The 25,005-nt window shown below is 59.7% G+C and carries 21 protein-coding genes and 4 pseudogenes; 10 read left to right on the top strand and 15 right to left on the bottom strand.

Annotated elements, in window-relative coordinates; translation table 11 throughout:
- Positions 1–5 precede the first annotated feature (5 nt).
- The 4 genes and pseudogenes from lspA to murJ all read right to left on the bottom strand — a co-directional run bounded on the left by lspA (position 6) and on the right by murJ (position 5,963).
- Complete coding sequence (lspA, locus tag HT737_RS10945; protein ID WP_007963824.1) at positions 6–518, bottom strand: signal peptidase II; 513 nt, start codon at positions 516–518, stop codon at positions 6–8.
- Positions 511–3,343 (bottom strand): annotated as a pseudogene (ileS, locus tag HT737_RS10950) (isoleucine--tRNA ligase). Before ileS ends, lspA begins: the two are co-directional and overlap by 8 nt.
- Before the next feature lie 13 nt (positions 3,344–3,356).
- A complete protein-coding gene (gene ribF, locus HT737_RS10955) occupies positions 3,357–4,295 on the bottom strand; it encodes a bifunctional riboflavin kinase/FAD synthetase (RefSeq protein WP_003228347.1) in 939 nt (312 codons plus the stop codon).
- Between the two features lie 129 nt (positions 4,296–4,424).
- Entirely contained in the window at positions 4,425–5,963 is a 1,539-nt protein-coding gene (gene murJ, locus HT737_RS10960; protein WP_095668282.1) for a murein biosynthesis integral membrane protein MurJ, read from the bottom strand.
- A gap of 252 nt (positions 5,964–6,215) precedes the next feature.
- Between murJ and rpsT the strand changes: the two genes are divergently transcribed.
- Positions 6,216–6,488 (top strand): 30S ribosomal protein S20, encoded by a 273-nt coding sequence (gene rpsT / locus HT737_RS10965; protein WP_003228351.1) that lies wholly within the window; start codon positions 6,216–6,218, stop codon positions 6,486–6,488.
- 121 nt (positions 6,489–6,609) lie between these two features.
- Here the strand turns inward: rpsT and HT737_RS10970 are convergent, their stop codons facing one another.
- From HT737_RS10970 to rplU, 5 genes are all read right to left on the bottom strand, one after another.
- Positions 6,610–7,077 (bottom strand): CreA family protein, encoded by a 468-nt coding sequence (locus HT737_RS10970; protein ID WP_003228353.1) that lies wholly within the window; start codon positions 7,075–7,077, stop codon positions 6,610–6,612.
- A gap of 12 nt (positions 7,078–7,089) precedes the next feature.
- Positions 7,090–8,208 carry a glutamate 5-kinase gene (gene proB / locus HT737_RS10975; protein ID WP_041065290.1) on the bottom strand — a complete coding sequence of 373 codons (1,119 nt, stop codon included), beginning with the start codon at positions 8,206–8,208 and terminating at the stop codon, positions 7,090–7,092.
- Between the two features lie 123 nt (positions 8,209–8,331).
- Positions 8,332–9,555: an Obg family GTPase CgtA gene (cgtA, locus tag HT737_RS10980; RefSeq protein ID WP_041065287.1), complete on the bottom strand. Its 1,224-nt coding sequence runs from the start codon at positions 9,553–9,555 to the stop codon at positions 8,332–8,334.
- A 194-nt stretch (positions 9,556–9,749) separates the two neighbouring features.
- Positions 9,750–10,007: a 50S ribosomal protein L27 gene (rpmA, locus tag HT737_RS10985; protein ID WP_003228360.1), complete on the bottom strand. Its 258-nt coding sequence runs from the start codon at positions 10,005–10,007 to the stop codon at positions 9,750–9,752.
- A gap of 35 nt (positions 10,008–10,042) precedes the next feature.
- Entirely contained in the window at positions 10,043–10,354 is a 312-nt protein-coding gene (gene rplU / locus HT737_RS10990) for a 50S ribosomal protein L21 (protein ID WP_003228361.1), read from the bottom strand.
- 241 nt (positions 10,355–10,595) lie between these two features.
- Here rplU and HT737_RS10995 point away from each other — a divergent pair, with 241 nt between their 5' ends.
- The 3 genes from HT737_RS10995 to HT737_RS11005 all read left to right on the top strand — a co-directional run bounded on the left by HT737_RS10995 (position 10,596) and on the right by HT737_RS11005 (position 12,529).
- On the top strand, positions 10,596–11,564 hold the full coding sequence (locus HT737_RS10995; RefSeq protein WP_047296661.1) for a polyprenyl synthetase family protein: 969 nt from the start codon (positions 10,596–10,598) through the stop codon (positions 11,562–11,564).
- 159 nt (positions 11,565–11,723) lie between these two features.
- A complete protein-coding gene (locus HT737_RS11000; RefSeq protein ID WP_041065279.1) occupies positions 11,724–12,065 on the top strand; it encodes a zinc ribbon domain-containing protein YjdM in 342 nt (113 codons plus the stop codon).
- 206 nt (positions 12,066–12,271) lie between these two features.
- Entirely contained in the window at positions 12,272–12,529 is a 258-nt protein-coding gene (locus HT737_RS11005; RefSeq protein ID WP_008078558.1) for a hypothetical protein, read from the top strand.
- Positions 12,530–12,664: 135 nt separating this feature from the next.
- On the opposite strand, the gene HT737_RS11010 is transcribed toward HT737_RS11005, so the two are convergent.
- The 3 genes from HT737_RS11010 to HT737_RS11020 all read right to left on the bottom strand — a co-directional run bounded on the left by HT737_RS11010 (position 12,665) and on the right by HT737_RS11020 (position 14,335).
- Positions 12,665–13,282, bottom strand: a complete 618-nt coding sequence (locus tag HT737_RS11010; protein WP_047296663.1) for an FKBP-type peptidyl-prolyl cis-trans isomerase — start codon at positions 13,280–13,282, stop codon at positions 12,665–12,667.
- A 122-nt stretch (positions 13,283–13,404) separates the two neighbouring features.
- Positions 13,405–13,710: a DUF6482 family protein gene (locus HT737_RS11015; RefSeq protein ID WP_027612827.1), complete on the bottom strand. Its 306-nt coding sequence runs from the start codon at positions 13,708–13,710 to the stop codon at positions 13,405–13,407.
- Positions 13,711–13,846: 136 nt separating this feature from the next.
- Complete coding sequence (locus HT737_RS11020) at positions 13,847–14,335, bottom strand: TIGR00645 family protein (protein ID WP_007963798.1); 489 nt, start codon at positions 14,333–14,335, stop codon at positions 13,847–13,849.
- Positions 14,336–14,509: 174 nt separating this feature from the next.
- On the opposite strand from HT737_RS11020, the pseudogene HT737_RS11025 reads away from it, so the two are divergent.
- A pseudogene (locus HT737_RS11025) lies at positions 14,510–16,343 on the top strand (hypothetical protein).
- A gap of 6 nt (positions 16,344–16,349) precedes the next feature.
- Here the strand turns inward: HT737_RS11025 and HT737_RS11030 are convergent.
- Positions 16,350–16,679, bottom strand: coding sequence for a hypothetical protein (locus HT737_RS11030; protein ID WP_047296668.1), 330 nt, complete (start codon positions 16,677–16,679; stop codon positions 16,350–16,352).
- Between the two features lie 323 nt (positions 16,680–17,002).
- A complete protein-coding gene (locus tag HT737_RS11035; protein WP_041065264.1) occupies positions 17,003–19,441 on the bottom strand; it encodes a Lon protease family protein in 2,439 nt (812 codons plus the stop codon).
- Between the two features lie 277 nt (positions 19,442–19,718).
- Here HT737_RS11035 and HT737_RS11040 point away from each other — a divergent pair, with 277 nt between their 5' ends.
- The 4 genes and pseudogenes from HT737_RS11040 (at position 19,719) to HT737_RS11055 (ending at position 23,400) form a co-directional block, all read left to right on the top strand.
- Positions 19,719–20,207: a DUF3015 domain-containing protein gene (locus HT737_RS11040; RefSeq protein WP_007909797.1), complete on the top strand. Its 489-nt coding sequence runs from the start codon at positions 19,719–19,721 to the stop codon at positions 20,205–20,207.
- Between the two features lie 261 nt (positions 20,208–20,468).
- Positions 20,469–22,323: pseudogene (locus HT737_RS11045) on the top strand (DUF4105 domain-containing protein).
- A 155-nt stretch (positions 22,324–22,478) separates the two neighbouring features.
- Entirely contained in the window at positions 22,479–22,835 is a 357-nt protein-coding gene (locus tag HT737_RS11050) for a hypothetical protein (RefSeq protein ID WP_121187276.1), read from the top strand.
- Between the two features lie 70 nt (positions 22,836–22,905).
- A complete protein-coding gene (locus tag HT737_RS11055) occupies positions 22,906–23,400 on the top strand; it encodes a GreA/GreB family elongation factor (RefSeq protein WP_121187278.1) in 495 nt (164 codons plus the stop codon).
- Here HT737_RS11055 and gdhA read toward each other — a convergent pair.
- Positions 23,397–24,735 (bottom strand): annotated as a pseudogene (gdhA, locus tag HT737_RS11060) (NADP-specific glutamate dehydrogenase). The gene HT737_RS11055 and the pseudogene gdhA overlap by 4 nt on opposite strands.
- A 38-nt stretch (positions 24,736–24,773) precedes the next feature.
- Between gdhA and HT737_RS31185 the strand changes: the two are divergent.
- Positions 24,774–25,005, top strand: a 232-nt coding sequence (locus HT737_RS31185; RefSeq protein WP_220459366.1) for a hypothetical protein, incomplete at its 3' end; no start/stop codon positions are given.

A 25,005-nucleotide genomic window follows, 5' to 3' on the forward strand; every position in this document is an offset into this window, starting at 1 on the left:
CCTGTTCAGTCATGAACGGCTTCTCCGGTTTTCTTCGATTTGAACATGTCCAGTGCCAGCATCACCGCACCCACGGTGATAGCGCTGTCGGCGAAGTTGAATGCCGGGAAGTACCAGCGGTTCTGCCAGTGCACCAGAATGAAGTCGATCACATGGCCCAGGGCAATGCGGTCATACAGATTGCCCAGCGCACCGCCCAGCACCAGCGCCAGAGCGACGGCCAGCCAGGTATCGTTGCGGCCCAGACGCTTGAGCCAGACCACCAGCACCGCACTGACCACGATCGCGATCAAGGCGAACAGCCAGCGCTGCCAGCCGGAGCTGTCAGCCAGGAAGCTGAACGCCGCGCCGGTGTTGTAGGCCAGGGTCCAGCTGAAGTAATCGGGAATGATCACGATCTGCTGGAACATTTCGAGCTTGCCTTCGAAGTAGAACTTGCTGGCCTGGTCGATGACCAGAACCAGCAAGCTCAACCAGAGCCAGCTCAGCCGTCCGAAACGGCCAACGGCGTTAGGCATAGTGACGAACCTCGCCGGCGCCATCGATGTTGTCGACGCAACGGCCGCAGATTTCCGGATGCTCCGGGTTCACGCCAACGTCTTCGCGGCAGTGCCAGCAACGGGCGCATTTCGGGAAGGCCGATTTGACGATCTTCAGCTTCAGGCCGCTGACTTCGGTGGCTACCGCGTCCGCAGGAGCCTGAACGAAAGGTGCCACGCTGGCAGTCGAGGTGATCAGGACAAAGCGCAGCTCGTTGCTCAGCTTGGCCAGGTCGGCGCTCAGCGCGTCTTCGGCGAACAGCGTCACTTCGGCTTGCAGGTTGCCACCGACGGCTTTGGCCGCACGCTGGATTTCCATTTCTTTGTTGACCGCCACCTTCACTTCCATGATGCGATCCCAATAGGCGCGACCCAGCTCGAAGCCCTCCGGCAGTTCGGTCAGACCTTCGTACCAGGTGTTGAGCATCACCGACTCGTTGCGCTCGCCCGGCAGGTACTGCCACAGCTCGTCGGCGGTGAACGCGAGGATCGGCGCGATCCAGCGCACCAGCGCTTCGGAGATGTGGAACAGCGCGGTCTGGCACGAGCGACGGGCCTTGCTGTCGGCGCCGGTGGTGTACTGGCGGTCCTTGATGATGTCGAGGTAGAAGCCACCCAGTTCCTGCACGCAGAAGTTGTGGATCTTCGAGTAAACGTTCCAGAAACGGTATTCGCCGTAGTGTTCTTGCAATTCGCGTTGCAGCAGCAGCGTGCGATCCACCGCCCAGCGATCCAGCGCCAGCATGTCTTCAGCCGGCAGCAGGTCGGTGGCCGGGTTGAAACCGGTCAGGTTCGAAAGCAGGAAGCGAGCGGTGTTACGGATACGACGATAAGCGTCCGCGCTGCGCTGCAGGATCTGTTCGGACACCGCCATTTCGCCGGAGTAGTCGGTCGACGCGACCCACAGACGCATGATGTCGGCGCCCAGGGTGTCGTTGACTTTTCTGCGGCGCGATCACGTTGCCGAGCGATTTGGACATCTTGCGGCCGGACTCATCGACGGTGAAGCCGTGGGTCAGCAGTTCGCGGTACGGCGCGTGGTTGTCGATGGCGCAACCGGTCAGCAGCGACGAGTGGAACCAGCCGCGGTGCTGGTCGGAACCTTCCAGGTACAGGTCGGCGCGCGGGCCGTTCTCGTGACCCATCGGGTGCGAACCGCGCAGCACGTGCCAGTGGGTGGTGCCCGAGTCGAACCAGACGTCGAGGGTGTCGCTGATCTTGTCGTACAGCGGCGCTTCATCGCCCAGCAGTTCGGCAGCGTCGAGTTTGAACCAGGCTTCGATGCCTTCGACTTCAACGCGCTTGGCGACTTCTTCCATCAGTTCGACGGTGCGTGGGTGCAATTCGCCGCTTTCCTTGTTCAGGAAGAACGGGATCGGCACGCCCCAGTTGCGCTGGCGGGAGATGCACCAGTCCGGACGGTTGGCGATCATCGAGTGCAGGCGCGCCTGGCCCCAGGCCGGCACGAATTTGGTGTCTTCAATGGCTTTGAGCGAGCGCTGACGCAGGGTGTCACCGGACACAGGTTCTTTGTCCATGCCGATGAACCACTGCGCGGTGGCGCGGTAGATCAGCGGGGTCTTGTGGCGCCAGCAGTGCATGTAGCTGTGTTCGATGACGGTGGTGTGCATCAGCGCACCGACTTCGGTCAGCTTGTCGACGATGGCCGGGTTGGCCTTCCAGATGAACTGGCCGCCGAAGAATTCCAGCGACGGCACGTACACGCCGTTGCTTTGCACCGGGTTGAGGATGTCATCGTTGACCATGCCGTATTTCTTGCAGGTCACGAAGTCGTCCACACCGTAGGCCGGAGCGGAGTGAACCACACCGGTGCCAGCGCCCAGTTCGACGTAGTCGGCCAGGTACACCGGCGACAGGCGGTCGTAGAACGGGTGGCGGAAGTTGATCAGTTCCAGCGCCGAACCCGGCGCGGTGGCCAGTACGGTGCCTTCAACGCCGTAACGGGTCAGGCAGGATTCAACCAGCTCTTCAGCCAGGACCAGCAGCTTGTCGCCGATATCCACCAGCGCGTAGTTGAACTCAGGATGAACGTTCAGTGCCTGGTTGGCCGGGATGGTCCACGGGGTGGTGGTCCAGATCACGATCGAAGCAGGCTTGCCCAGCGACGGCAGACCGAACGCGGCGGCCAGTTTGGCTTCATCGGCAATCGGGAACGCCACGTCGATGGTCGAGGACTTCTTGTTCTCGTACTCGACTTCGGCTTCGGCCAGTGCCGAACCGCAATCGAAGCACCAGTTCACCGGCTTGAGGCCCTTGAACACGAAACCGCCCTTGACGATTTCGGCGAGGGCGCGGATTTCACCGGCCTCGTTCTTGAAGTCCATGGTCTTGTACGGGTTGGCGAAATCGCCGAGGACGCCGAGACGGATGAACTCGGTCTTCTGCCCTTCGATCTGCTCGGTGGCGTAGGCACGGCACAGCTCGCGGGTCTTGTCCGCGCCCAGGTTCTTGCCGTGGGTCACTTCAACCTTGTGCTCGATCGGCAGGCCATGGCAGTCCCAACCCGGAACATACGGCGCGTCGAAACCCGACAGGGTTTTCGAGCGGATGATCATGTCCTTGAGAATCTTGTTCAGTGCGTGACCGATGTGGATCGTGCCGTTGGCGTACGGAGGGCCGTCGTGCAGGACGAACTTCGGACGATCCTTGCCAATCTCGCGCAACTTTCCGTACAGGCCAATACTGTCCCAGCGCTGCAGAATCTGCGGTTCGCGCTGTGGCAGGCCGGCCTTCATTGGGAAGGCGGTGTCCGGAAGGTTTAGCGTGGCTTTATAGTCGGTCATTTAAGGCTCTTCATTAGCGATGGGCGCTAGGTGCGGCTAGTGCACGGGCGGCGGCGACATCCGCGTTGATCGCCGTTTTCAGTGCCTCCAGGGAGGCGAAACGCTGCTCTTCACGCAGCTTTTGGTGGAAAACCACCGTCAGACGCCGGTCATACAGATCGCCGGCAAAATCCAGTAGATGAACTTCAAGGTGGGCTTTGCCGTCACCTTGGACCGTGGGCCGCACGCCGATGTTGGCGACGCCTGGCCAGGTCTTGCCGTCGATGTCCACATCCACCAGGTAAACCCCGGTGAACGGCACGCGACGACGCTTGAGTTGAATGTTGGCAGTGGGCGTACCCAGTTGCCGGGCCAGTTTCTGACCATGCAGCACGCGACCGGCAATCCGGTAAGGACGGCCGAGCAAGCGTTCGGCCAAGGCAAAATCGGCGGCGGCCAACGCATTGCGCACCTGGGTGCTGCTGACGCGAATGCCATCCAGCTCGACGGTTTGCGCGGCTTCCACGGTAAAACCGTGGACCTGGCCAGCCTGCAGCAGAAAATCGAAATCGCCAAGGCGATCGCAGCCAAAGCGGAAATCGTCGCCGACTTCCAGATGCTGCACGCCAAGGCCGTCCACCAGGATGGTATCGACGAACTCACTGGCGCTGAGCTTGCTCAGGCGCTGGTTGAATGCCAGGCACAACACCCGGTCGACACCTTCGGCAGCCAGCAGCTGCAATTTGTCGCGCAAGCGGGCCAGACGTGCCGGCGCGGTCTCCGGGGCAAAGAACTCCCGGGGTTGCGGCTCGAAAATCACCACGCAGCTGGGTACGCCCAACTCAAGCGCACGCTCACGCAGCCGGGCCAGGATAGCCTGGTGACCACGGTGAACACCGTCAAAGTTGCCAATAGTGGCGACGCAGCCCCGATGCTGGGGGCGCAAGTTGTGGAGGCCTCGAACCAGCTGCATAACGCGCTTCTTGCTCATAAAGTGGTCGATTATAACCACACCCGACGGTCGACGACAGGCAACACCGTAACGCAAAGTGCTCGAGCCGACAAAACTGCCGGCCCGCGCCCGTATTTAAAGGCTGAAACCTCAGCTCAAAGCCTTGCGATTGAAGTCACGCAGGCGGAAACCGAGCAGCAGCAACATACCGAAATACGCCACCACACCAGCAACCACCAGCGCCCCCAGACGCAGGAAGCGCTCCAGCATGTGCCCCTGATCCCAGGCCGGCATGAAATGCATGCCCAGCAGCAGCACTGCCGACATCACCGCTACCGCTACCACCAGCTTGAAACCGAACATGTACCAGCCCGGTTGCGGCTGATACATCTTTTGCTTGCGCAGTTGATAGAACAGCAACCCGGCATTGAGGCAGGCTCCGGCACTGATCGCCAGCGCCAGACCGGCGTGAGCCAGCGGGCCGATCAACACCAGATTGAACAACTGCGTGCACACCAGCGTGAAGATTGCGATTTTCACCGGGGTGCGGATGTTCTGTTGCGCATAAAAGCCCGGCGCCAGCACCTTGATCACGATAATCCCCAGCAGACCGACAGAATAGGCAATCAGCGCACGCTGGGTCATGGACGCATCGAACGCGCTGAATTGCCCGTACTGGAACAGGGAAACGGTCAGAGGTTCGGCGAGAATCCCCAGCGCCAATGCACACGGCAGCACCAGCACAAAGCACAGGCGCAGGCCCCAGTCGAGGATCCGCGAATACTCGTGGCGATCCTTGCTCGCGTAGGTCTTGGCCAATGTCGGCAGCAGAATCGTGCCCAGCGCCACACCGAGCACGCCGGACGGCAGCTCCATCAAACGGTCAGCGTAATACATCCACGACACCGACCCGGCCACCAGGAACGAAGCGAAAATGGTGTTGATGATCAGCGAAATCTGACTCACCGAGACGCCAATAATCGCCGGCAACATCTGTTTCATCACTCGCCAGACACCGGTATCACGCAGGTTCAGGCGTGGCAGCACCAGCATGCCGATCTTTTTCAGGTGCGGCAGTTGATAGAGCAACTGCGCCAGACCACCGACCAGCACCGCCCAGCCGAGGGCCATCACCGGCGGATCGAAATAGGGCGTCAGGAACAGCGAAAACACGATCATGCTGACGTTAAGCAGGGTCGGCACGAAGGCCGGCACCGAAAAACGGTTCCAGGTATTGAGAATCGCCCCGGCCAGCGATGACAGGGAGATCAGCAATATATAAGGGAACGTCACCCGCAACAGATCAGAGGTGAGCTGGAATTTTTCCGGCGTGTCGGTAAAACCCGGAGCCGTGGCCCAGATTACCCACGGTGCAGCGATCATCCCCAGCGCGGTAACCAGCGCCAGCACCAGGGTCAGCAGGCCGGAAACGTAAGCGATAAAGGTGCGAGTCGCCTCTTCGCCCTTTTGGCTTTTGTATTCGGCCAGAATCGGTACGAAAGCCTGCGAGAACGCCCCCTCGGCAAAGATTCGTCGCAACAGGTTGGGCAATTTGAAGGCAATGAAAAAGGCGTCCGTCGCCATTCCGGCGCCGAAGGTGCGAGCGATGAGCGTGTCACGGACGAACCCCAGAATCCGGGAAAGCATCGTGATAGAGCTGACAGCGGCCAACGATTTGAGCAGATTCATTGAGGAAATTAGTGCCTGTCGATAAACAGCAGGCGAACAATGCGCCCACTTGTGCGATACTCCGCGCCGCAACAGCACAGAGCCAAAGCTCGCGAGTTTACAGGTCAAGCGCCGGAAATAAATATCCCGCCTCTTTATACCTACCACTTAGCGGAACGTTTCAAGCGCCCTTGACAAGACTTCTCTTCATCGGCATGATTCGCGGCCTATTTTGTTTGCTATTTCCTAAAAAGTCTTTCGAGGAGCTCGACGGTGGCCAACTCACCTTCCGCCAAAAAACGTGCAAAACAGGCTGAGAAGCGTCGCAGCCACAACGCCAGCCTGCGTTCCATGGTTCGTACCTACATCAAGAATGTAGTTAAAGCCATCGACGCAAAAGACGCTGAAAAAGCTCAAGCTGCATACGTTCTGGCTGTGCCAGTTATCGACCGTATGGCCGATAAAGGCATCATCCACAAGAACAAGGCTGCTCGTCATAAGAGCCGTCTGAATGGCCACGTCAAGGCACTGAAAGAAGCTGCTTAATCGACGTAGTCATTAAAAAACCGACCTTAGGGTCGGTTTTTTATTGCCTGCAATTTGATAAACGCAGAGCAAAAAAAATGCAGGAGCGAGCAAGCTCACCCCTGCAATTGGTTTTGCGCTGTTACTGCTGGACCGGCACCCACGGCACGATCGGAATTGCGGTTACCGCATTCTGCGGACTCCCTTCGATCACGCGATCGCTGTAAACCAGGTACACCAGCGTATTGCGCTTCTTGTCGAGGAAACGCACCACCTGCATGGTCTTGAACACCAGCGACGTGCGCTCCTTGAACACCTCGTCGCCATCTTTCAACTCACCCTTGAACTTGATCGGGCCAACCTGGCGGCAGGCAATTGACGCCTCGGCGCGGTCCTCGGCCAGACCCAGACCACCCTTCACCCCACCCGTCTTGGCGCGAGACAGGTAGCAGGTCACGCCGTCGACTTTCGGATCATCGAAAGCCTCGACTACGATTCGGTCATTCGGGCCGACGAACTTGAATACCGTCGACACCTGACCGATTTCCTCGGCCGAGGCCAGCAATGGCAACGCCATCAACAGCCCTAACAATCCTTTTGCCATGCGCATGCGTAATTTCCCTTAGACCAGAATCAGGTTGTCACGGTGAACCAGTTCCGGCTCAGCCATGTAGCCCAGCACGCCGACAATCGCATCCGACGACTGACCGATGATTTTTTGCGCCTCAAGCGCACTGTAGTTGGCCAGGCCACGGGCAATCTCGCGACCATCAGGCGCCACGCAGACCACCATTTCGCCCCGGCGAAAACTGCCCTGGACCAGCTTCACCCCGACCGGCAACAGGCTCTTGTGGCCCTGCGACAATGCCGACACCGCACCTTCGTCCAGCACCAGCGTGCCGCGAGTCTGCAGATGCCCGGCCAGCCACTGCTTGCGCGCCGCCAGCATGCCGCGCTCAGGCGACAGCAGCGTGCCGATGCGCTCGCCAGCCTTCAGGCGATCGAGCACTCGCTCCAGACGCCCACCGACGATGATGGTATGCGCCCCGGAACGCGCTGCCAGACGCGCCGCACGCAGCTTGGTCTGCATGCCGCCACGCCCCAGCGCACCGCCGGTGCCACCCGCCACCGCATCCAGGGTCGGATCATCGGCACGCGCCTCGTAAATCAGTTGCGCATCGGGGTTATTGCGCGGATCAGCATCGAACATGCCGTCGCGATCAGTGAGGATTACCAGCAGATCCGCCTCCACCAGATTGGCCACCAGCGCCGCCAGCGTGTCGTTGTCGCCGAAACGGATTTCGTCGGTGACCACGGTGTCGTTTTCGTTGATCACCGGAATGACCTTCAGCTCGACCAGCGCACGCAGGGTGCTGCGGGCATTCAGATAACGCTTGCGGTCGGACAGGTCGTCATGGGTCAAGAGAATCTGCGCCGTGTGCCGACCATGCTCGGCAAAGCTCGATTCCCAGGCCTGCACCAGACCCATCTGACCGATTGCCGCGGCAGCCTGGAGCTCGTGCATCGCACTGGGTCGCGCGGTCCATCCGAGACGGCTCATGCCGGCAGCCACAGCACCGGAAGACACCAGCACCAGCTCGACACCCGCCTCATGCAAGGCCACCATCTGCTCGACCCAGACACTCATTGCCGCGCGATCCAGCCCTTTGCCATCAGCTGTCAGCAAAGCGCTGCCGATCTTCACGACCCAACGCTGCGCACCTGTCACCTTGCTCCGCATCATCTTCAACCTTAGCTTGAGGGCAGCGCGACCCAGCGCCGCCCATGTCGTTATTTGTGACTTGCGATTTCCAGATACTAAAACGCCGCTCGATTGAGCGGCGCTTAAGTTTACTGCAACGAATCAGTCGCGCACGTAAATGATTTCCGGACCGTCTTCATCATCCACATCTTCTTCGTCCCAGTCATCGTCGCCGATGTCGTGGACCGACTTCACGCCACTGCGACGCAGGGCACGCTTGTCGTCCAGTGCCTGCAACTGTGCACGGGCTTCGTCTTCGATGCGCTGATCGAGATCGGCCAGCTCTTCCTTGTACGCCGGGTCGTTAGCCAGACGATCGGCACGGTCTTCCAGGTAACGCATGATGTCGCGCGTCAGACGCTCAGTGCCTTCTTTGGCGATGGCCGAGATCACGTAGACCGGACCTTCCCACTGCAGGCGATCAACGATTTCCTTGACGCGCTCTTCGTGCTCTTCCTCAAGGATCTGGTCGCATTTGTTCAGCACCAGCCAGCGATCACGCTCAGCCAGCGAAGGACTGAATTTGACCAGCTCATTGACGATCACTTCAGCCGCGTCCGGTGCGCTGCTGTCATCCAGCGGCGCCATGTCGACAAGGTGCAGCAACAGACGCGTACGCGCCAGGTGCTTGAGGAAGCGAATGCCCAGACCGGCACCGTCGGAAGCACCTTCGATCAGCCCCGGAATGTCGGCGATGACGAAACTTTTCCAGCGGTCGACGCTGACCACACCCAGGTTCGGCACCAGCGTGGTGAACGGGTAGTCGGCGACTTTCGGCTTGGCGGCCGACACCGAACGGATAAAGGTACTTTTACCGGCGTTCGGCAAGCCCAGCAGACCCACGTCGGCCAGCACTTTCATTTCCAGTTTCAGGTCGCGCTGCTCACCCGGCTTGCCCGGCGTGGTCTGGCGCGGCGCACGGTTGGTACTGGATTTGAAACGGGTGTTACCCAGACCGTGCCAACCGCCCTGCACCACCATCAGTTTCTGGCCGGCCTTGGTCAGGTCGCCAATCACTTCCTGGGTGGCCGAGTCGATCACGGTGGTACCGACCGGCACGCGCAGGATCAGGTCTTCACCCTTCTTGCCGGTGCAATCGGTGCTGCCGCCGTTGGAGCCACGCTCGGCATCGAAGTGCCGGGTGTAACGGTAGTCGACCAGGGTGTTGAGGTTTTCGTCGGCCATCATGTAGATGGAACCGCCGTCACCGCCATCACCGCCGTTCGGGCCGCCGTTTTCAATGAATTTTTCCCGACGGAAACTCATGCAGCCATTGCCGCCGTCGCCAGCTTTTACGCGGATCGATACTTCGTCTACAAACTTCATAACTCAACGCCTCTCGCCATACGGACGAGCCGAAAAACAATCAAGACATAAGACTCTTGCAAAAATGAGCGCAGCGACCCCAAAACACGACCTGCATCGCACGCCGACAGCCCATACAAACAGTTTTGCAAGAGACTCACCCCACAAACGAAAAAGCCCCGTCGCAAGACAGGGCTCTTCCAGCGATCTCGCGATTAAGCCGCGACAACGCTCACGTAACGACGACCGAAGGCGCCTTTTACTTCAAACTTGATCACGCCTTCGATTTTCGCGAACAGGGTGTGATCTTTACCCATGCCAACGCCGTAGCCAGCGTGGAATTGGGTGCCGCGCTGACGTACGATGATGTTGCCGGCCTTGATGACCTGGCCGCCATACATCTTCACGCCAAGGCGTTTGGCTTCTGAGTCGCGACCGTTACGGGTACTACCACCAGCTTTTTTGTGTGCCATGAGTTCAATTCTCCTAGTGAGGAATTAGGCTGTAATTAAGCCTGAATACCGGTGATTTTGATCTCGGTGAACCACTGGCGGTGGCCCATACGCTTCATGTGGTGCTTACGGCGACGGAACTTGATGATGCGGACTTTATCGTGACGACCTTGGGAGATCACTTCAGCCTTGACGGTTGCGCCAGCAACAACAGGTGCGCCGATGTTCACGTCGTCGCCATTGGCGACCAGCAGAACGCGGTCAAAAGTCACGGATTCGCCAGTAGCGACTTCCAGTTTTTCGATCTTCAGGTATTCACCTTCAGCGACCTTGTATTGCTTACCGCCGGTAACGATTACTGCGTACATGGTATTTCTCCGATAATCCTGCTCACCCAGCTCTTTATAAGAAGAGGTATTGGCTGGCATGGCTGCATGGGGCTGGAACGGCCCAAGTGCAATTGCGTAAGGCAGGTGCTGCCCAGGAAGTTCAGGGTGCGCGATTGTACGCAAGCATCGAGAGTCACGCAAGAGGCCGTCCATCGCGCCTTGACAGGCCCCGGTGGGGGTCCTAGCATGCCGCGCAACCCTTCTGGAGCAACTGTCGCTGATGCAACCCCAAGCTTTCTACCGCGCGGTGGCGGACGATTTTAGCGCCGTCGACGGCATCATCAAGAAGCAGCTGACTTCCCGAGTGCCGCTGGTATCGAAAATCGGCGATTACATCACCTCGGCCGGCGGCAAACGCCTGCGTCCTTTATTGGTGCTGCTGTGCGGCAAGGCCCTCGGTCGCGAAGGCGACGACCTGCGTCTGCTGGCCGCCACCATCGAATTCCTGCACACCGCGACCCTGTTGCATGACGACGTGGTCGACATGTCCGGCATGCGCCGTGGTCGTTCGACCGCCAACGCCATGTGGGGCAACGCGCCAAGCGTGCTGGTCGGCGATTTCCTGTACTCGCGCTCGTTCGAAATGATGGTCGAACTGGGCTCGATGCCGGTGATGAAGATCCTGTCCCAGGCCACGCGCATCATCGCCGAAGGCGAAGTGCTGCAACTGTCCAAGGTGCGCGACGCCAGCACCACCGAAGAAACCTACATGGAAGTCATCCGCGGCAAGACCGCGATGCTCTTCGAAGCCTCGACCCACAGCGCTGCCGCACTGGCCGGCGCCACCGCCGAGCAGAGCGAAGCCCTGCGCACCTTCGGCGATCACCTCGGCGTGGCGTTCCAACTGGTCGACGACTTGCTGGACTACAAGGGCGACGCCGAGACCCTGGGCAAGAACGTCGGTGACGATCTGGCCGAGGGCAAACCAACCCTGCCGCTGATCTTTACCATGCGCGAAGGCACGCCGGAACAGGCTGCCCTGGTACGCCAGGCGATCCAGAAAGGCGGAATCGAAGACCTCGAAAGCATCCGCATCGCCGTGGAGGCCTCGGGTTCGCTGGAGTACACCGCGCAACTGGCCCGTGACTACGTGGCCCGTGCGATCAAGTGCCTCGACGCGCTGCCGGCCAGCGAATACCGCGATGCACTGGTAGAACTGAGCGAGTTTGCGGTCGCCCGCACGCACTGAATTCGCCAGGCAGATCAAAAGATCGCAGCCTTCGGCAGCTCCTACATCAATCACCTGTAGGCGCTGCCGAAGGCTGCGATCTTCTGCTTTTGGCTCCATCAAAGGCTAAAACCTTATACAATGTGCGACTTTTAGCGATCCACATCCCAAGGAGCCTTAGTGAGCACGTTGCCACCCTGCCCGAAATGCAATTCCGAATACACCTACGAAGACGGTGCCCAGCTGATCTGCCCTGAGTGCGCCCACGAGTGGTCGGCCAACGGCGAAACCGAAGTGGCGTCCGATGATGCCGTGAAGAAAGATTCGGTCGGCAACGTCCTGCAGGACGGCGACACCATCACCGTGATCAAGGACCTGAAGGTCAAGGGCACCTCGCTGGTGGTCAAGGTCGGCACCAAGGTCAAGAACATCCGCCTGTGCGATGGCGACCACGACATCGACTGCAAGATCGACGGCATTGGCCCGATGAAACTCAAGTCCGAGTTCGTCAGAAAGGTCTGATCCGCTTGTCATCCATCCCGCGCCCGCCGCGGGATGGAGCTCCGCCCTCTCCCGCTTTGCTCCCGCATACTCGCGTAATAGCCAGACGCCAGCCGGTTTGACCTTACGCAATCTTTACCCGGAAAAAATCGCATTGCGCCAATAGGCACTTGCTATTTGACGAATAAGAATTATTCTCATTGAAACCTTTCAAGGAGATGAGACCCATGACTTATTTGATCGATGCCTGGCTGGATCGCCCACACCCGTACCTCAGGATCCTGCATCGGGAAACCGGCGAAGTCTGTGCGGTTCTGGAAGAAGAAGCCCTGCATGAGCTGCAGGATCAGGGCGACCTGGACGTCAGCAGCCTGAATTCCAGCGAGCCGCTGGTGCTCAAGGAGCTGGTGCGCAATCTGTTCCTGTTCTGCTATGCCCGGGCGTTGCGCCCGACCCATGAGCTGCATCACAAGATCGAAATATGAGTAGCGCGGAAAAACTGTGGGAGCCAGCCTGCTGGCGAAAGCGGTGTGTCAGGCAACGGATGATTGCCTGAAATGACGCCTTCGCGAGCAAGCCCGCTCCCACATTATTGACCTGTCACCGGGACAGGCCAGGCATTACAGAACGTCCAGCAGCTCGACGTCGAATACCAGAACGCTGTGCGGCGGGATGCTGCCAACGCCTTGAGCGCCGTAAGCCAGTTCGCTCGGCACGTACAGGCGCCATTTGCTGCCGGCGTTCATCAGTTGCAGGGCTTCGGTCCAGCCGGCAATCACGCCGCCCACCGGAAATTCTGCTGGCTGGCCACGATCGTAGGAGCTGTCGAACACGGTGCCGTCGATCAGCATGCCGTGGTAGTGAGTACGCACGGTGTCTTCACGGGATGGCTTGGCGCCTTCGCCCTGGGTCAGCACTTCGAATTGCAGACCGGAAGCCAGGGTGGTGATGCCGTCTTTCTTGGCGTTTTCAGCCAGGAACGCACGACCTTCGCCAGCAGCCGCTTCAGCTTTGGCGGCGGCTTCGGCTTGCATGATCTCGCGGATCACCTTGAAGCTGGCGGACATGGCTTCCTGATCGACACGGCTTGGCTTGCCGGCGAATGCGTCGGTCAGACCGGCCAGGATGGCGTCCAGGCTGACACCCGGTGGCGGGTTGTCGCGCAGCTGGTCGCCCAGCTGACGGCCAATGCCGTAGCTGACGCGGGTTTCGTCGGTGGACAGATTTACTTCGGACATGACACTGCTCCGCTGTGCGGACGGCCGCAAGACTTGCCGTGCGTGCACAGCGCGTCCCGGCGCGCCCGGAACCTAAAAGGGCGAGCAGACTAGCACAGATGCCCAGCGATGGCGCGCAACGCCTACAGGGCCGAGCGCCACGCCAGCGGCACTTTCAGGCTTTCATCGACGCTGCCGCCCAGGCCGCACATTTCATCGTGCACCGAGGTATGTACGAGGTTGAACGGCAGCACCGGGAAGTTATGCAGCAAATCCCGCGCGTGCTCAACCGAACGCAGCTGCAGCATCTCGCCCTTGAGATCACTCAACGGATACGCGGCGCCATGCATCCGCGCTTCGAGCAGATAAATCCCGCCCTCCATGGAGATCAGGTTCAGCTCATCGACCTTTCTGGCGATGGCAAACGCATTCAACTCTTGCAGGTTCATGAAGGCACCTCGTGCGATGGCGAGCCAGGACCTTTACAGGGATATGCCCGCGCGCACCAAAGCACAAGCCACAAACGACACCGCCCGTCTGTTTCGCAACAGGCGGGCGGTGTCGTTTGCAGCGAGCAATTAATGATCAGTGCTTGGTGAGCTTGTCCAGATAGCCCATCGCAAACGCCGAGATCACGAAGGTCATGTGGATGATCACGTACCACATCAGGTGCTCGGGATCGACGTTCTTGGCGTCCATGAAGATCCGCAGCAGGTGGATCGAGGAAATCGCCACGATCGACGCCGCCACTTTCATCTTCAGCGACGAGGAGTCCATGGTGCCCAGCCAGCTGAGCTTCTCTTTGCCTTCATCGATGTTCAGCTCGGACACGAAGTTCTCGTAGCCGGAAATCATCACCATCACCAGCAAGCCGCCCACCAGCGCCATGTCGATCAGCGACAGCAGCACCAGGATCAGATCCGATTCGGCCATGGAGAACACGTTGGGAATGACATGAAACACTTCCTGGAAGAATTTCAATGCCAGCGCCAGCAGTCCGAGGGACAGCCCGATATAGATCGGCGCCAGCAGCCAGCGCGTGGCGTACATTGCATTTTCGATAAAGCGTTCCATTGACTCTCACACAATAAGGATTGAAATCGGCGGCGAGTATACCAGCCGACCGTGACAGCCAGAAACGGCCCGGCCCGCCCCTCCAATCAGCGCAACCTGCGTGTGTGTATGATTTTTTTTCTGCTACTGTCCAAACCATTGACCGCCTAGCGAAAGTGGACAGGACGACTGGAAATGCATGTGCGATTGCCGTTGAAAACTGCCGGGATTTGCCTCGCTCTGCTGCTGGGCGGCTGCTCTCCCGGCGAAGAGAAAAAAAACCTCGGTCAGCCTCGACGCGAAGACGGCAACCTTCGAACATTCACTGGACGCCATCACCGATCCGAAGCTCAAGGATGCCGTGACCGAACTCGGCGGTTCGCTGCTGTTGCTCGAACGCGCGCAACTCAAGCTCGATAGCCCTCCCCTGAAAACCGTCTACGGCGAAGACACCCTCGGCATCCTCAAGCACTACCCTTCGCCGCAGGCGCTGGTCGATACATTCATCAACGGACTGTTCGTGCTGCACAAGGACGCCAGCTCCGACTACCTCACCGACCTGCAACCAGTGTTCCCGTTCAACCTGAACATTCCCGGTGGTTTTCTGTTTCCGCATGGCGTGGAATGGCAGTCGGTGACCCTGAGCAACAAGCGCGTGATCACCTATCAGCCGGAATGGTCGGAAACCGATCCCGGCATTCAGTTGAGCCCGTCCAGTTCCAATGTCAACAACCCCGATGACCTGACGGTGACCTACCCGTTCATCGAGGGGCTGGATGTCGACAAGAAGACACAACCGCAGCCAGTGAGCCTGCAGGGTAACGTCGAAGTCATCACGCCGCGCCGCCTGTTCACCTTCAAACTGAGCCAGAAGGATGTCGGCCAGACCCGTACCGACGACAACCTCAGCGTCACCCTGCTGAAGCTTGCAAAAAACTACGCCGAAATCGAATTCAGCAACAGCCTGCCATTGGCCCCAGAGGTCGAGGGTGCGCAGCTCAATCCGTTGATCGTTCAGGCCCGCGACACCACCGGGCAATACCTGGTGCGCGCCGGCTCAATCAATGAGAGCCCGGCACAGGTGGCTTTCTACGAGAAACAACTGGCGCAACTGCAACAGCAGAAAACCTGGAGCGAGGCACTGGAAAAACAGCTGGAGGACGAACAGCGCGCCTTCGCACAGCAACATCCGCACCGCTATAACAAGGTTTACTTCAACGGCCCCGTCGACACCCTTGAGGTCAGCGTGCTCGATTTTTCATCGGCGACCGTGACCCGCAAGGCGCTGGATCTGCCGGTGCGCACCTTCAATCAGCACACCACGGACAAAACCATCCAGCCGCTGGACCCGGACGTAGTGGTCTATGACGATCTGGCACCGAACTGGCTCAAGGGCGCGAGCCTGACCGAGGAAGCGTTGAAGGCCGGCATCCGCATCCATCAGTCCGTGGAGGATCCGAGCGCCGCGCGCATCGAGTTCTCCCACCGGCGTACCTTCAACGATGAATTGCTCGGCGATGATTTCAGCCCGGGAGAAAGCCCGGTGACGTTCTTCACCGAGAAACGCAGCGGCAAACTCGACGAGCCGATCGAACTGCCAGCCGAGGCCTATCAGGTCGATCCGCTGCAAGCGACGATCACTTACGATTTGAACCTGTTCCCGGAAACCCCGGCAATTGCTGTGGGTTCGATGCCGCTGTTTCTGGCGAGCGTCGACAAGAAAACCTACGACGCCAAGGCCCTGCCCAAAGGCCTGGAGATCAAGAACAATACACTGGTGGTGGACCTGAAACGGTTCCCGGCCAACGCCTGGCGTTTCTTCGTCAAGGACGACAGCGGCAACTACCTGAAACAGATTCTCTCGGTCAGCCACGACGCAAGTGCGCAAGGCCCGGCGCTGTTCGGCGTGCATTACTTCTATGGCCGTCCAACGCAGGTGGAGACCTATCAACGAACTGAACTCAATACCGTGCAATACGGCTTTGAGGTCAAGCTCGACAAGGCGCCGTTGCCCGACACGGCGCGGTGATTGCGCCTAATGGTCGAACACGCCGACCGGACGTCCACGGCCACCGTTGATCTGGCGCAGCTGTGCCTGCAGGTGCAGGCTCCAGATCTGCGGATCGTTGGCCAGTTCGTAGCCGTGCATCGTCAGGCTTTCCACAATGGTGTCGAGAATCGACTCGGCGGCGACCGGCCCGTGAAACGGGCCCTGGGCCTTGATGGCGGAGGGTTGTTCGCCGGCCATGCCGGCAGCGAAGAGCAAGGTCCACATGCCGTTATCGCCGGCCAGGGGTTTGATGGCGCATTCGATACGGGTCACAAGACCCAGGCATTGACGGGTGAGGCAGAGGTTGCGCGACATGGCGGCGACCCTCGGTAAAACCTGTATTCAGCCTTCACGCGAAGGCTGTTTCGATCCAGTGATACTGTCGATGTCCTTGAGCTGAGAATAGAAGAAAAGTCCGCCGCGCAAGCCGGATAGAACCAGAAGGCGCCGAATGGTCATTGTGTGAATTCTGACGCCAGAGTAGTGGCACTTTTCCCGAAGATCAGCGCAAAAATCAATCTGGAAAAACACAGTGGGAGCGAGCTTGCTCGCGAATGCGGATGTTCAGGCAACTAAATGTCGACTGGTATGCCGCCTTCGCGAGCAAGCTCGCTCCCACAGGATTTGCTCTAGACTTTTTAAGCTGGTTTGGCTTCGGCCAACGCCTCCTGCGCCAACTCCTTCTCGGCCTCTTTCAGATCCTCTTCACTGATCATCTCGGCAATCACCCGCAGACGCTCGACCACGCGCGCATTGACGCTGCCTTCAGGGAACTGACCGTCAGCATCCGGCTCACCGGCCGGCTCGCCGACCAACAGGCTCAAAGCCTCGTCAGCCTGACGCACCGCGTACACGTGGAACTGCCCGGCGCGCACGGCCGCCAGCACCTTCTCGTCGAGCATCAGCGTGGCGACGTTGGCCTGCGGAATGATCGCGCCCTGCTCGCCGGTCAGCCCACGCGCTTCGCAGAGACGGAAGAAGCCTTCGATCTTCTCGTTGACGCCACCGACCGCCTGCACTTCGCCGAACTGGTTGATCGAGCCGGTGATCGCGAAGCACTGCTTGAGCGGGGTTTTCGACAACGCCGAAATCAACGTGCAAGCCTCGCCCAGCGACGCACTGTCGCCATCGACGTAACCGTAGGATTGCTCGAGCGCAATGCTCGCGGAAATCGCCAGCGGGAATTCCTGGGCGTAACGGCTGCCCAGATACCCGGTGAGGATCATCACGCCCTTGGAGTGGATCGGCTGACCGAGATTAACCTCGCGTTCGATGTCGACGATGCCGCTGCCGCCCGGGTACACCGTGGCGGAAATCCGCGCCGGTACACCGAACGCCGAATCGCCGACTTCCAGCACGGTCAGCCCGTTGCACTTGCCGACCGCGGCGCCGTCGGTGTCGATCAGGATGATCCCGGCGAGCATGTCGTCGAGAATCCGCGCCGATACGCGGCCAGTGCGAGTGGCTTTGGCTTTCAGCGCACGCTCGATGTGCCCGGCGTCGGTCATTTCATCACCGGCCAGATGGCGAATGAAATCCGCCTCGCTGACCAGTTGGAACAGGTCGCCGATACGCGCCGACAAACGCCCCTGATGCTCTGCCAGGCGTGCGCTGTAGGTCGCCAGACGCGCCACCGCATCGGCGGTCAGCGGCGCCATGCCTTCTTCCGAAGTGCGGGTTTTCAGCAACTGGGCGAACTGCTCCAGGCTTTCGTCGACCATCGGGATGTCTTCGTCGAAGTCGACCAGCACGCGGAACATCTCCTGGAAGTCCGGATCCAGGTCCTGCAGCGTGTAATACAACTGCCGCGCACCGATGATCACCACTTTGACCTGCAACGGAATGTGCTGCGGATTCAGGGTTACGGTGGCGAAACGGCCCATCTCCCCCAGCGGCGATTCCATCTTCAGTTTGCGCGATTGCAGGGCGCGCTTGAGTGCGTCCCACACGAACGGCTCACTGAGCATTTTTTCCGCTTCAAGAATCAGGAAGCCGCCATTGGCGCGATGCAATGCGCCCGGGCGCAACTGGCGATAAGTGGTGTAAAGCGCCCCTTGATCGGTGGTGTATTCAATGCGGCCGAACAGGTTTTCGTAGGTCGGATGCGGCTCGAACACCACCGGCGCACCACCACTGTGCGGATGACCGACCACCAGGCTCGGCGCGTATTGCTCTTCCAGCAGCTTGCGCGCCACGGCGTCGGTCTTGCTGTCGTCGACCAGTTGCTCGACCACGGTTTTCAGCAGATACACCTGCATCGCTTGCAGGTAACCGCAGACCGCGGCGTTCTCCGCGTACTTTTCCGACAGCGGCGACAGCAACGGCTGCAAGGCCAGGGTGATGGTTTCTTCGTTGAGCTGACGCAGCTGATTGTTCGACTCGCGCTTCCACTGCGGCAGGCTCGCGAGCTCTTCATTCAGCCGTTCTTCGAGACCGGAAATATCCTCGTGGAAACGCTCGCGCTCGGCTTCCGGCAATTGCGAAAACTCGGCTTCATCCAGCGCCTTGCCTTCGAGCATCGGGGTGAAGGCGATGTTGCTGCTGTCGCGGTACAGGGCGACGTCTTTTTCCAGGGCCAGACGTTCGATGACGTCCAGCGCCTTGTCGTAGCGCTGGTTGAAGGCGCGGTCGATGGCGCTTTTTTTCTGCTGGTAGGACGGGTGCTCAAACACCGCCGGGAACGTCGCCAGCAGGTTGTCGATCAAGCCGTTGATGTCGCCGATGAACGCGCTCGCCGTGCCCGACGGCAGCTCCAGCGCGCGGGGCTCGCGCGGCTCATCGAAGTTGTTGACATAGACCCAGTCCGCCGGGGTCTGCAGGCGTTTGCCTTCGGCCTTCAGGTAGCGTTTGACGAACGAGAAGCGACCGGTGCCCGGTTCGCCCATGACAAAGACGTTGTAACCGGGGCGTGGCATGGCCACACCGAACTGCAAGGCTTCGACCGCACGTTCCTGGCCAAGCACACCGCGAAAGGGCTCCAGATCATTGGTGGTAGTGAAGCTGAACTGTTCAGCGGAAAACGGACGGGTCAGCGCTTCGGGCGCTAGACGCAAGCTGGCAGCAACAGGATCAGGCATCGGGCTTCCTTAACAATCAGGCGGGGCAGATAGCGGCATTCTGGCGCTGCCCGTGCCCCACTGGCAAGGCGCGCCACACGACAAAGCATAGACAACCGGGTGACCCTGCCCCGCCCCCCGGCAAATCGGGGTTATCGCCAAATCTTTTGTAAAAACTCACGGAACCCCAGGAACGTGCCTAAACTCCAAACTGCGCGGCTGGAACGAATACTGGCCCACTGGCACCGTCAGGTGTCAGAACCCTGTCCATTGGTATGCACACAAAGAGAACAAAGCTATGAAACGGATTCTTCTCGGTACTCTCTTCACCGCTGTTTCCATCAACGCCATGGCTCAGGCGCCAGGCGGTCCGGATTGCGGTTGGGGCAACATGCTGTTCGAAGGTCAGCGTGGCACCCCGGCCCACTTCCTGGCATCCACCACCAACGGCACCTCCGGTAACGCTACGTTCGGTATGACTTCCGGCACCAACGGTTGCTCGACCAACGCGTCGCTGACCTACGGCGGTAAATCCTGGTTCGCCATGAATGGCATGATGAACGAGCTGTCCGAAGACATGGCTAAAGGCAACGGCGAAGCGCTGACGACTTACGCTGTGGTACTGGGCGTGGCGCCGGAAGACCGTGCGCATTTCGCCGCTGTCACTCACGAGCACTTCCAGCAGATCTTCAGCAAGGCTGACGTGACCGCCGAAGACGTGCATACCAACACCCTGGCTGTACTGAAATCAGACCCACGTCTGGCCAAGTACGCCACTCAGGCTTAAGCTCGACCCCACCCGCTTCTTTCGGGAAGCGGGTTTTGTTTTGAGTGCAATCACTCGAATGTGACGCTGAACCTGTGGTGAGGGGATTTATCCCCGATCGGCTGCGTAGCAGTCGTGAAACCATTCAATTGGGTGTATCTGATACACCGAGTTTTGCAGGTATGAGGGCCGCTTCGCAGCCCATCGGGGATAAATCCCCTCGCCACAGGGAGTGATCGCAGCCCGATCCGGTTTTTTTCTTTTCGACTTAAGTTGCCACTTATGCTCAAACGCCTTGCCTGGCTGGCGCTCTGTGTCTGCGCCCCGCTGTCCGCCGCGCCTCACATCGACCCTCAACGTTTGCAGCAACTGGCCAACGACCGCTTCTGGATTTCCCTCGGTCATTACGAAACCGCCAAGCTCGGCGGCTGGCGCAGCTATGTCAGCGACAGGAAATTCTTTCTCGCGCCTGATGGCAACGAACACCCCGACCATGAGTTGGCCGCCACCGTGCAAGCGCTGTATGCCCCGGCCAGTCTCGGCGAGCAGCACGCGCAGTGCGTCTATCCGGCCCGCACCCGCTGGCTGAAAGCCCAGCTCAATCTCAGCGATCTGCCCGCCCCCGATTGCGCCGAATTCAAGAAATGGTTCAAGGATGTCTCGCCGCACAGCGCGGTGATGATCTTTCCTGCGGCGTACCTCAACAGTCCGTCGTCGATGTTCGGCCACACCCTGCTGCGCATCGATCAGGCCGACGTGCAGGCCGACAAGACTTCGCTGCTCAGCTACGCCATCAACTTCGGCGCCTACATCGAAGGCTCTGACAACAGCATCCTCTACGCCTGGAAAGGCTTGATGGGCGGCTACCCGGGGCTGTTCGCGCTGGTGCCGTATCAGGAAAAACTCTCCGAGTACCGCAGCCTGGAAAACCGCGACCTGTGGGAATACCGGCTGAACCTGACGCAAGCAGAAACCGCACGCATGGTCGAACATGTGTGGGAGCTGAAGCAGATCCAGTTCGACTATTTCTTCTTCGACGAAAACTGCTCCTATCGCCTGCTCGAACTGCTGCAGGTGGCGCGTCCAAGCCTGCGCCTGACCGAGCAATTCCCGCTGACTGCCATCCCTACCGACACGGTCAAAGCCGTGAAGGAAGCCGGACTGGTGGAAAGTATCGAATACCGCCCGTCCCGCGAACGTGAACTGCTCAGCCGTGCCCAGCCGTTGAGCAGTGACGAACAGCAATGGGTGCTGAACGTCAGCGCCGATCAACAGGTATTGCAAGAGCCGACCTTCAAAGCCCTGCCCCGGGATCGGCAGGCGCTGATCATCGATGCTGCGTATCGTCTGGAACGCTACCGCGCCAACGGTCAGGAACGTGATCCGCAACGCGCACAGCGCAGCTTCGAACTGCTGCGGGCGATCAACAAAAACCCGGCGCCGGAGCTGCAGATCCCCCCAACCGGGCCTGCCCGAAGACGGCCACGAATCACGCACCTGGCAGGCCGGCATCGGCACCCGGGGCGACCGTGCGTTCGGCGAGTACGGTTTGCGCATGGCCTATCACGACCTCAACGACAACGCCGAAAGCTTCCCCCTCGGCGCACAGATCGAAATCCTGCAGATGAAGCTGCGCCAGTACGAAGGTAACCAATGGCAATTCCAGCAACTGGATCTGGCGACCATTCGCTCGCTGACCCCGCGCAATGAGTTGCTGCAGCCGCTGTCGTGGCAAGTCACTGGCGGCCTCGAGCGCGTACCGGGCAAGCATGATGACGAGACGCTGGTCAGCCACGTCAACGGTGGCGGCGGCGGCACTTGGGCGCTCGGTGATGACGTATTGGGTTTTGCTCTCGGCACCGTGCGCGTTGAACACAACAATGACTTCGCCGAATTCGTCTCCCCGGCCGGCGGTTTCAATACCGGCGTGTTGTGGAAAAACCCGCTGGGCAATCTCAGCCTGGAAGCCAAGGGCGATTACTTCTTCAATGGTGAAGTGCGCCGTAGCCTGAGTCTGAACCAGCAGTGGGAATTGTCGCGCAACCTCGGTTTGCGCCTGAGTGCGCAGCGTGAGTTCAGTCATGTGGCGACGCCGGAAAACGAAGTGATGCTCGAAGTGAAGTGGTATCACTATTAAAAGATCGCAGCCTGCGGCAGCTCCTACAGTGGGAATGCATTTTTCCTGTAGGAGCGTGCCGCAGGCTGCGATCTTTTGATCTTCCTTTCACACCCCATCAACGAATCACCTTCTAGACTTTCCCTATCAGCCGAGAATCGGCGCGGGAGAGTGCGATGTGGCGGTGTGCGGGACTGTTGGGTGTTTTGCTGTTGCTCGGGGGTTGCCAGACCACCCATGAAGACTTGATCGCCAAAGGTTATCCACCGGCCTTCGCCGACGGTTTCGATGACGGTTGCGTCAGCGGCCGGCAAGCCGCCGGCTCGATCAGTGGCGAGTTTCGCAAGAACGTGCCGCGCTACCTCAAAGACAAGCAATACGCCGAAGGCTGGACCGACGGCTTTCGCCAGTGTCAGGCGATGCTCGAGAACAAGGATCGCGAAGAGTATCGCAATGAACACTGGGACGAGCGCGAGCGCGTCTGGCAGCAACAGAAGGATCAGGACGCCGGACGGGCTTATCGCTCGCAATAGGTCGTTTCCAGACATCCAGTGAAACCAAATGCCGGCGACCATGGCCCAATTCCTATCACAGGAGGACACCATGAGCCGCGCTTTCGTCAACGAAGACAATGCCGCTGCGCAAGCCGACCAGCCCGTCGAACGGCAGGTCAGCGCGCAGCCCAATTACGTCACACCGCAGGGGCTGGCGCAGCTGCAGGCCAAAGTCACCGAGCTGCAAGCCCTGCACGCTGAACAATCGGCCAAGGGCGAACAAGCCGACAAGCAGCGCCAGGCTGATCTCGAAAGAGATTTGCGCTACTTCAACCAACGCCTCACCAGCGCGCAGGTCGTTGCCCCCGCGACCTCTACCGAAAAAGTGCAGATTGGCAGTTGGGTGACCTTCGCCGACGAGCACGACACCGAAAGTCGGGTGCAACTGGTCGGCGAAGATCAGGCCGACGCCAGTCAGGGCCTGATCAACTGGGGCTCGCCGCTGGGCCGGGCGCTGCTCGGCGCCCGCCTCAATGACGAGGTGTTGTGGCAGCGCCCCGCTGGCGATCAGGTGATTGAAGTGATTCGCATCGAACCGGCTTAAACCACGCCTTGGGCCAACATCGCATCGGCGACTTTGACGAAGCCGGCGATGTTCGCGCCTTTGACGTAATTGATCCGCCCGTCTTCTTCGCCGTAATGCACGCAAGCGTGGTGGATCGACTGCATGATCGCGTGCAACTTGCTGTCCACCTCGCCTGCGGTCCACAGCAGACGCATGGCGTTTTGCGACATCTCCAGCCCGCTGACCGCGACCCCACCGGCGTTCGACGCCTTGCCCGGGGCGAACAGAATGCCGGCCTCGATAAAGATATCCACAGCCTCCAGCGTGGTCGGCATGTTTGCGCCCTCGGCGACGCACACGCAGCCGTTGCGCAGCAGTGTGCGCGCGGCGTTGACGTCGAGTTCGTTCTGCGTGGCGCACGGCAACGCGATGTCGCACGGCAGCGACCACGGCAACTGCCCGGCACGGAATTCCAGACCGAACGCCGTGGCCAGTTCGCTGATGCGTCCGCGTTTGACGTTTTTCAGTTCCAGCAGCGCCTGCCACTGTTCTTCGCTCAGGCCCGATTCGCAGTACAGCGTGCCTTCGGAATCGGACAGGGAAATCACCTTGCCGCCCAGGTCCATGACTTTGCGCGCCGCGTACTGCGCGACATTGCCGGAACCGGAGATCGCCACGCGTTTGCCTTCGACGGTCTGCCCGCGGCGCTTGAGCATCTCTTCGGCGAAGTACACGCAACCGAAACCGGTGGCTTCCGGGCGAATCAGGCTGCCGCCGTAGGTCATGCCTTTGCCGGTCAACACGCTGGTGAACTGGTTGCTCAGGCGTTTGTACTGGCCGAACAGGAAGCCGATCTCCCGCGCCCCGACACCGATGTCGCCCAGCCGGCACATCGACGTCCGCGCCGATGTGGCGGTACAGCTCGCTCATGAACGCCTGACAGAAACGCATCACTTCAGCGTCGCTCTTGCCCTTCGGATCGAAATCCGAACCGCCCTTGCCGCCGCCCATGGGCAATGAGGTCAGAGAGTTCTTGAACGTTTGCTCGAAGGCGAGAAACTTCAGCACGCCCAGGTTCACCGAAGGATGGAAGCGCAAGCCGCCCTTGTACGGGCCGATGGCGCTGTTCATCTGGATGCGGAAACCGCGATTGACCTGGACCTTGCCCTGATCGTCGACCCACGACACGCGGAACACAATCGCCCGCTCCGGCTCGCAGATACGCTCCAGAATCCCCGAGGTCAGGTAATGCGGATTGGCTTCGAGAAACGGCCACAGACTGCGCAGGACTTCTTCGACGGCCTGGTGGAATTCGGGTTGATCCGGGTCGCGTTTTTTCAGGCGGGCGAGGAAGGATTCGACGGATTCGATCATGGGAAAAGTCTCGGCAAATTTATTGTCGTTGGAAGCGATTGAGCCGGACTGTAACAAACGAATTGCGCACAGGAACAGCGCAAAATGTCGCAGTTATGAAATTAAATGGTGCACAGGATATAAATCAGGCGGTTTTTTGGGCCGATTTTGCACCTGAATGGGGAGATCAGATTGAAGTGATGCACCAACAGTTACACCGCTATCGCTGGCAAGCCAGCTCCCACAGTTTTCGCGGCACCCACACATTCCAGGTACAACAAAAAACCTGTG

Origin of the sequence: Pseudomonas sp. MD195_PC81_125 (genome assembly GCF_014060985.1) — a bacterium.
GTDB classification, from domain to species: Bacteria; Pseudomonadota; Gammaproteobacteria; order Pseudomonadales; family Pseudomonadaceae; genus Aquipseudomonas; species Aquipseudomonas parakoreensis.

Excerpts from the sequence above, each read along its gene's own strand:
- HT737_RS11020 (WP_007963798.1), bottom strand. The coding sequence starts at position 14,335 with ATGGAACGCTTTATCGAAAATGCAATGTACGCCACGCGCTGGCTGCTG.
- murJ (WP_095668282.1), bottom strand. The coding sequence starts at position 5,963 with ATGAATCTGCTCAAATCGTTGGCCGCTGTCAGCTCTATCACGATGCTT.
- HT737_RS11030 (WP_047296668.1), bottom strand. The coding sequence starts at position 16,679 with ATGTCGCGCAACCTCTGCCTCACCCGTCAATGCCTGGGTCTTGTGACC.
- HT737_RS11050 (WP_121187276.1), top strand. The coding sequence starts at position 22,479 with ATGTGGCGGTGTGCGGGACTGTTGGGTGTTTTGCTGTTGCTCGGGGGT.
- HT737_RS11035 (WP_041065264.1), bottom strand. The coding sequence starts at position 19,441 with ATGCCTGATCCTGTTGCTGCCAGCTTGCGTCTAGCGCCCGAAGCGCTG.
- HT737_RS10995 (WP_047296661.1), top strand. The coding sequence starts at position 10,596 with ATGCAACCCCAAGCTTTCTACCGCGCGGTGGCGGACGATTTTAGCGCC.
- HT737_RS10970 (WP_003228353.1), bottom strand. The coding sequence starts at position 7,077 with ATGCGCATGGCAAAAGGATTGTTAGGGCTGTTGATGGCGTTGCCATTG.
- HT737_RS11040 (WP_007909797.1), top strand. The coding sequence starts at position 19,719 with ATGAAACGGATTCTTCTCGGTACTCTCTTCACCGCTGTTTCCATCAAC.
- lspA (WP_007963824.1), bottom strand. The coding sequence starts at position 518 with ATGCCTAACGCCGTTGGCCGTTTCGGACGGCTGAGCTGGCTCTGGTTG.
- proB (WP_041065290.1), bottom strand. The coding sequence starts at position 8,208 with ATGCGGAGCAAGGTGACAGGTGCGCAGCGTTGGGTCGTGAAGATCGGC.
- HT737_RS11010 (WP_047296663.1), bottom strand. The coding sequence starts at position 13,282 with ATGTCCGAAGTAAATCTGTCCACCGACGAAACCCGCGTCAGCTACGGC.
- rplU (WP_003228361.1), bottom strand. The coding sequence starts at position 10,354 with ATGTACGCAGTAATCGTTACCGGCGGTAAGCAATACAAGGTCGCTGAA.
- ribF (WP_003228347.1), bottom strand. The coding sequence starts at position 4,295 with ATGCAGCTGGTTCGAGGCCTCCACAACTTGCGCCCCCAGCATCGGGGC.
- rpmA (WP_003228360.1), bottom strand. The coding sequence starts at position 10,007 with ATGGCACACAAAAAAGCTGGTGGTAGTACCCGTAACGGTCGCGACTCA.
- HT737_RS11005 (WP_008078558.1), top strand. The coding sequence starts at position 12,272 with ATGACTTATTTGATCGATGCCTGGCTGGATCGCCCACACCCGTACCTC.
- HT737_RS11055 (WP_121187278.1), top strand. The coding sequence starts at position 22,906 with ATGAGCCGCGCTTTCGTCAACGAAGACAATGCCGCTGCGCAAGCCGAC.
- HT737_RS11015 (WP_027612827.1), bottom strand. The coding sequence starts at position 13,710 with ATGAACCTGCAAGAGTTGAATGCGTTTGCCATCGCCAGAAAGGTCGAT.
- cgtA (WP_041065287.1), bottom strand. The coding sequence starts at position 9,555 with ATGAAGTTTGTAGACGAAGTATCGATCCGCGTAAAAGCTGGCGACGGC.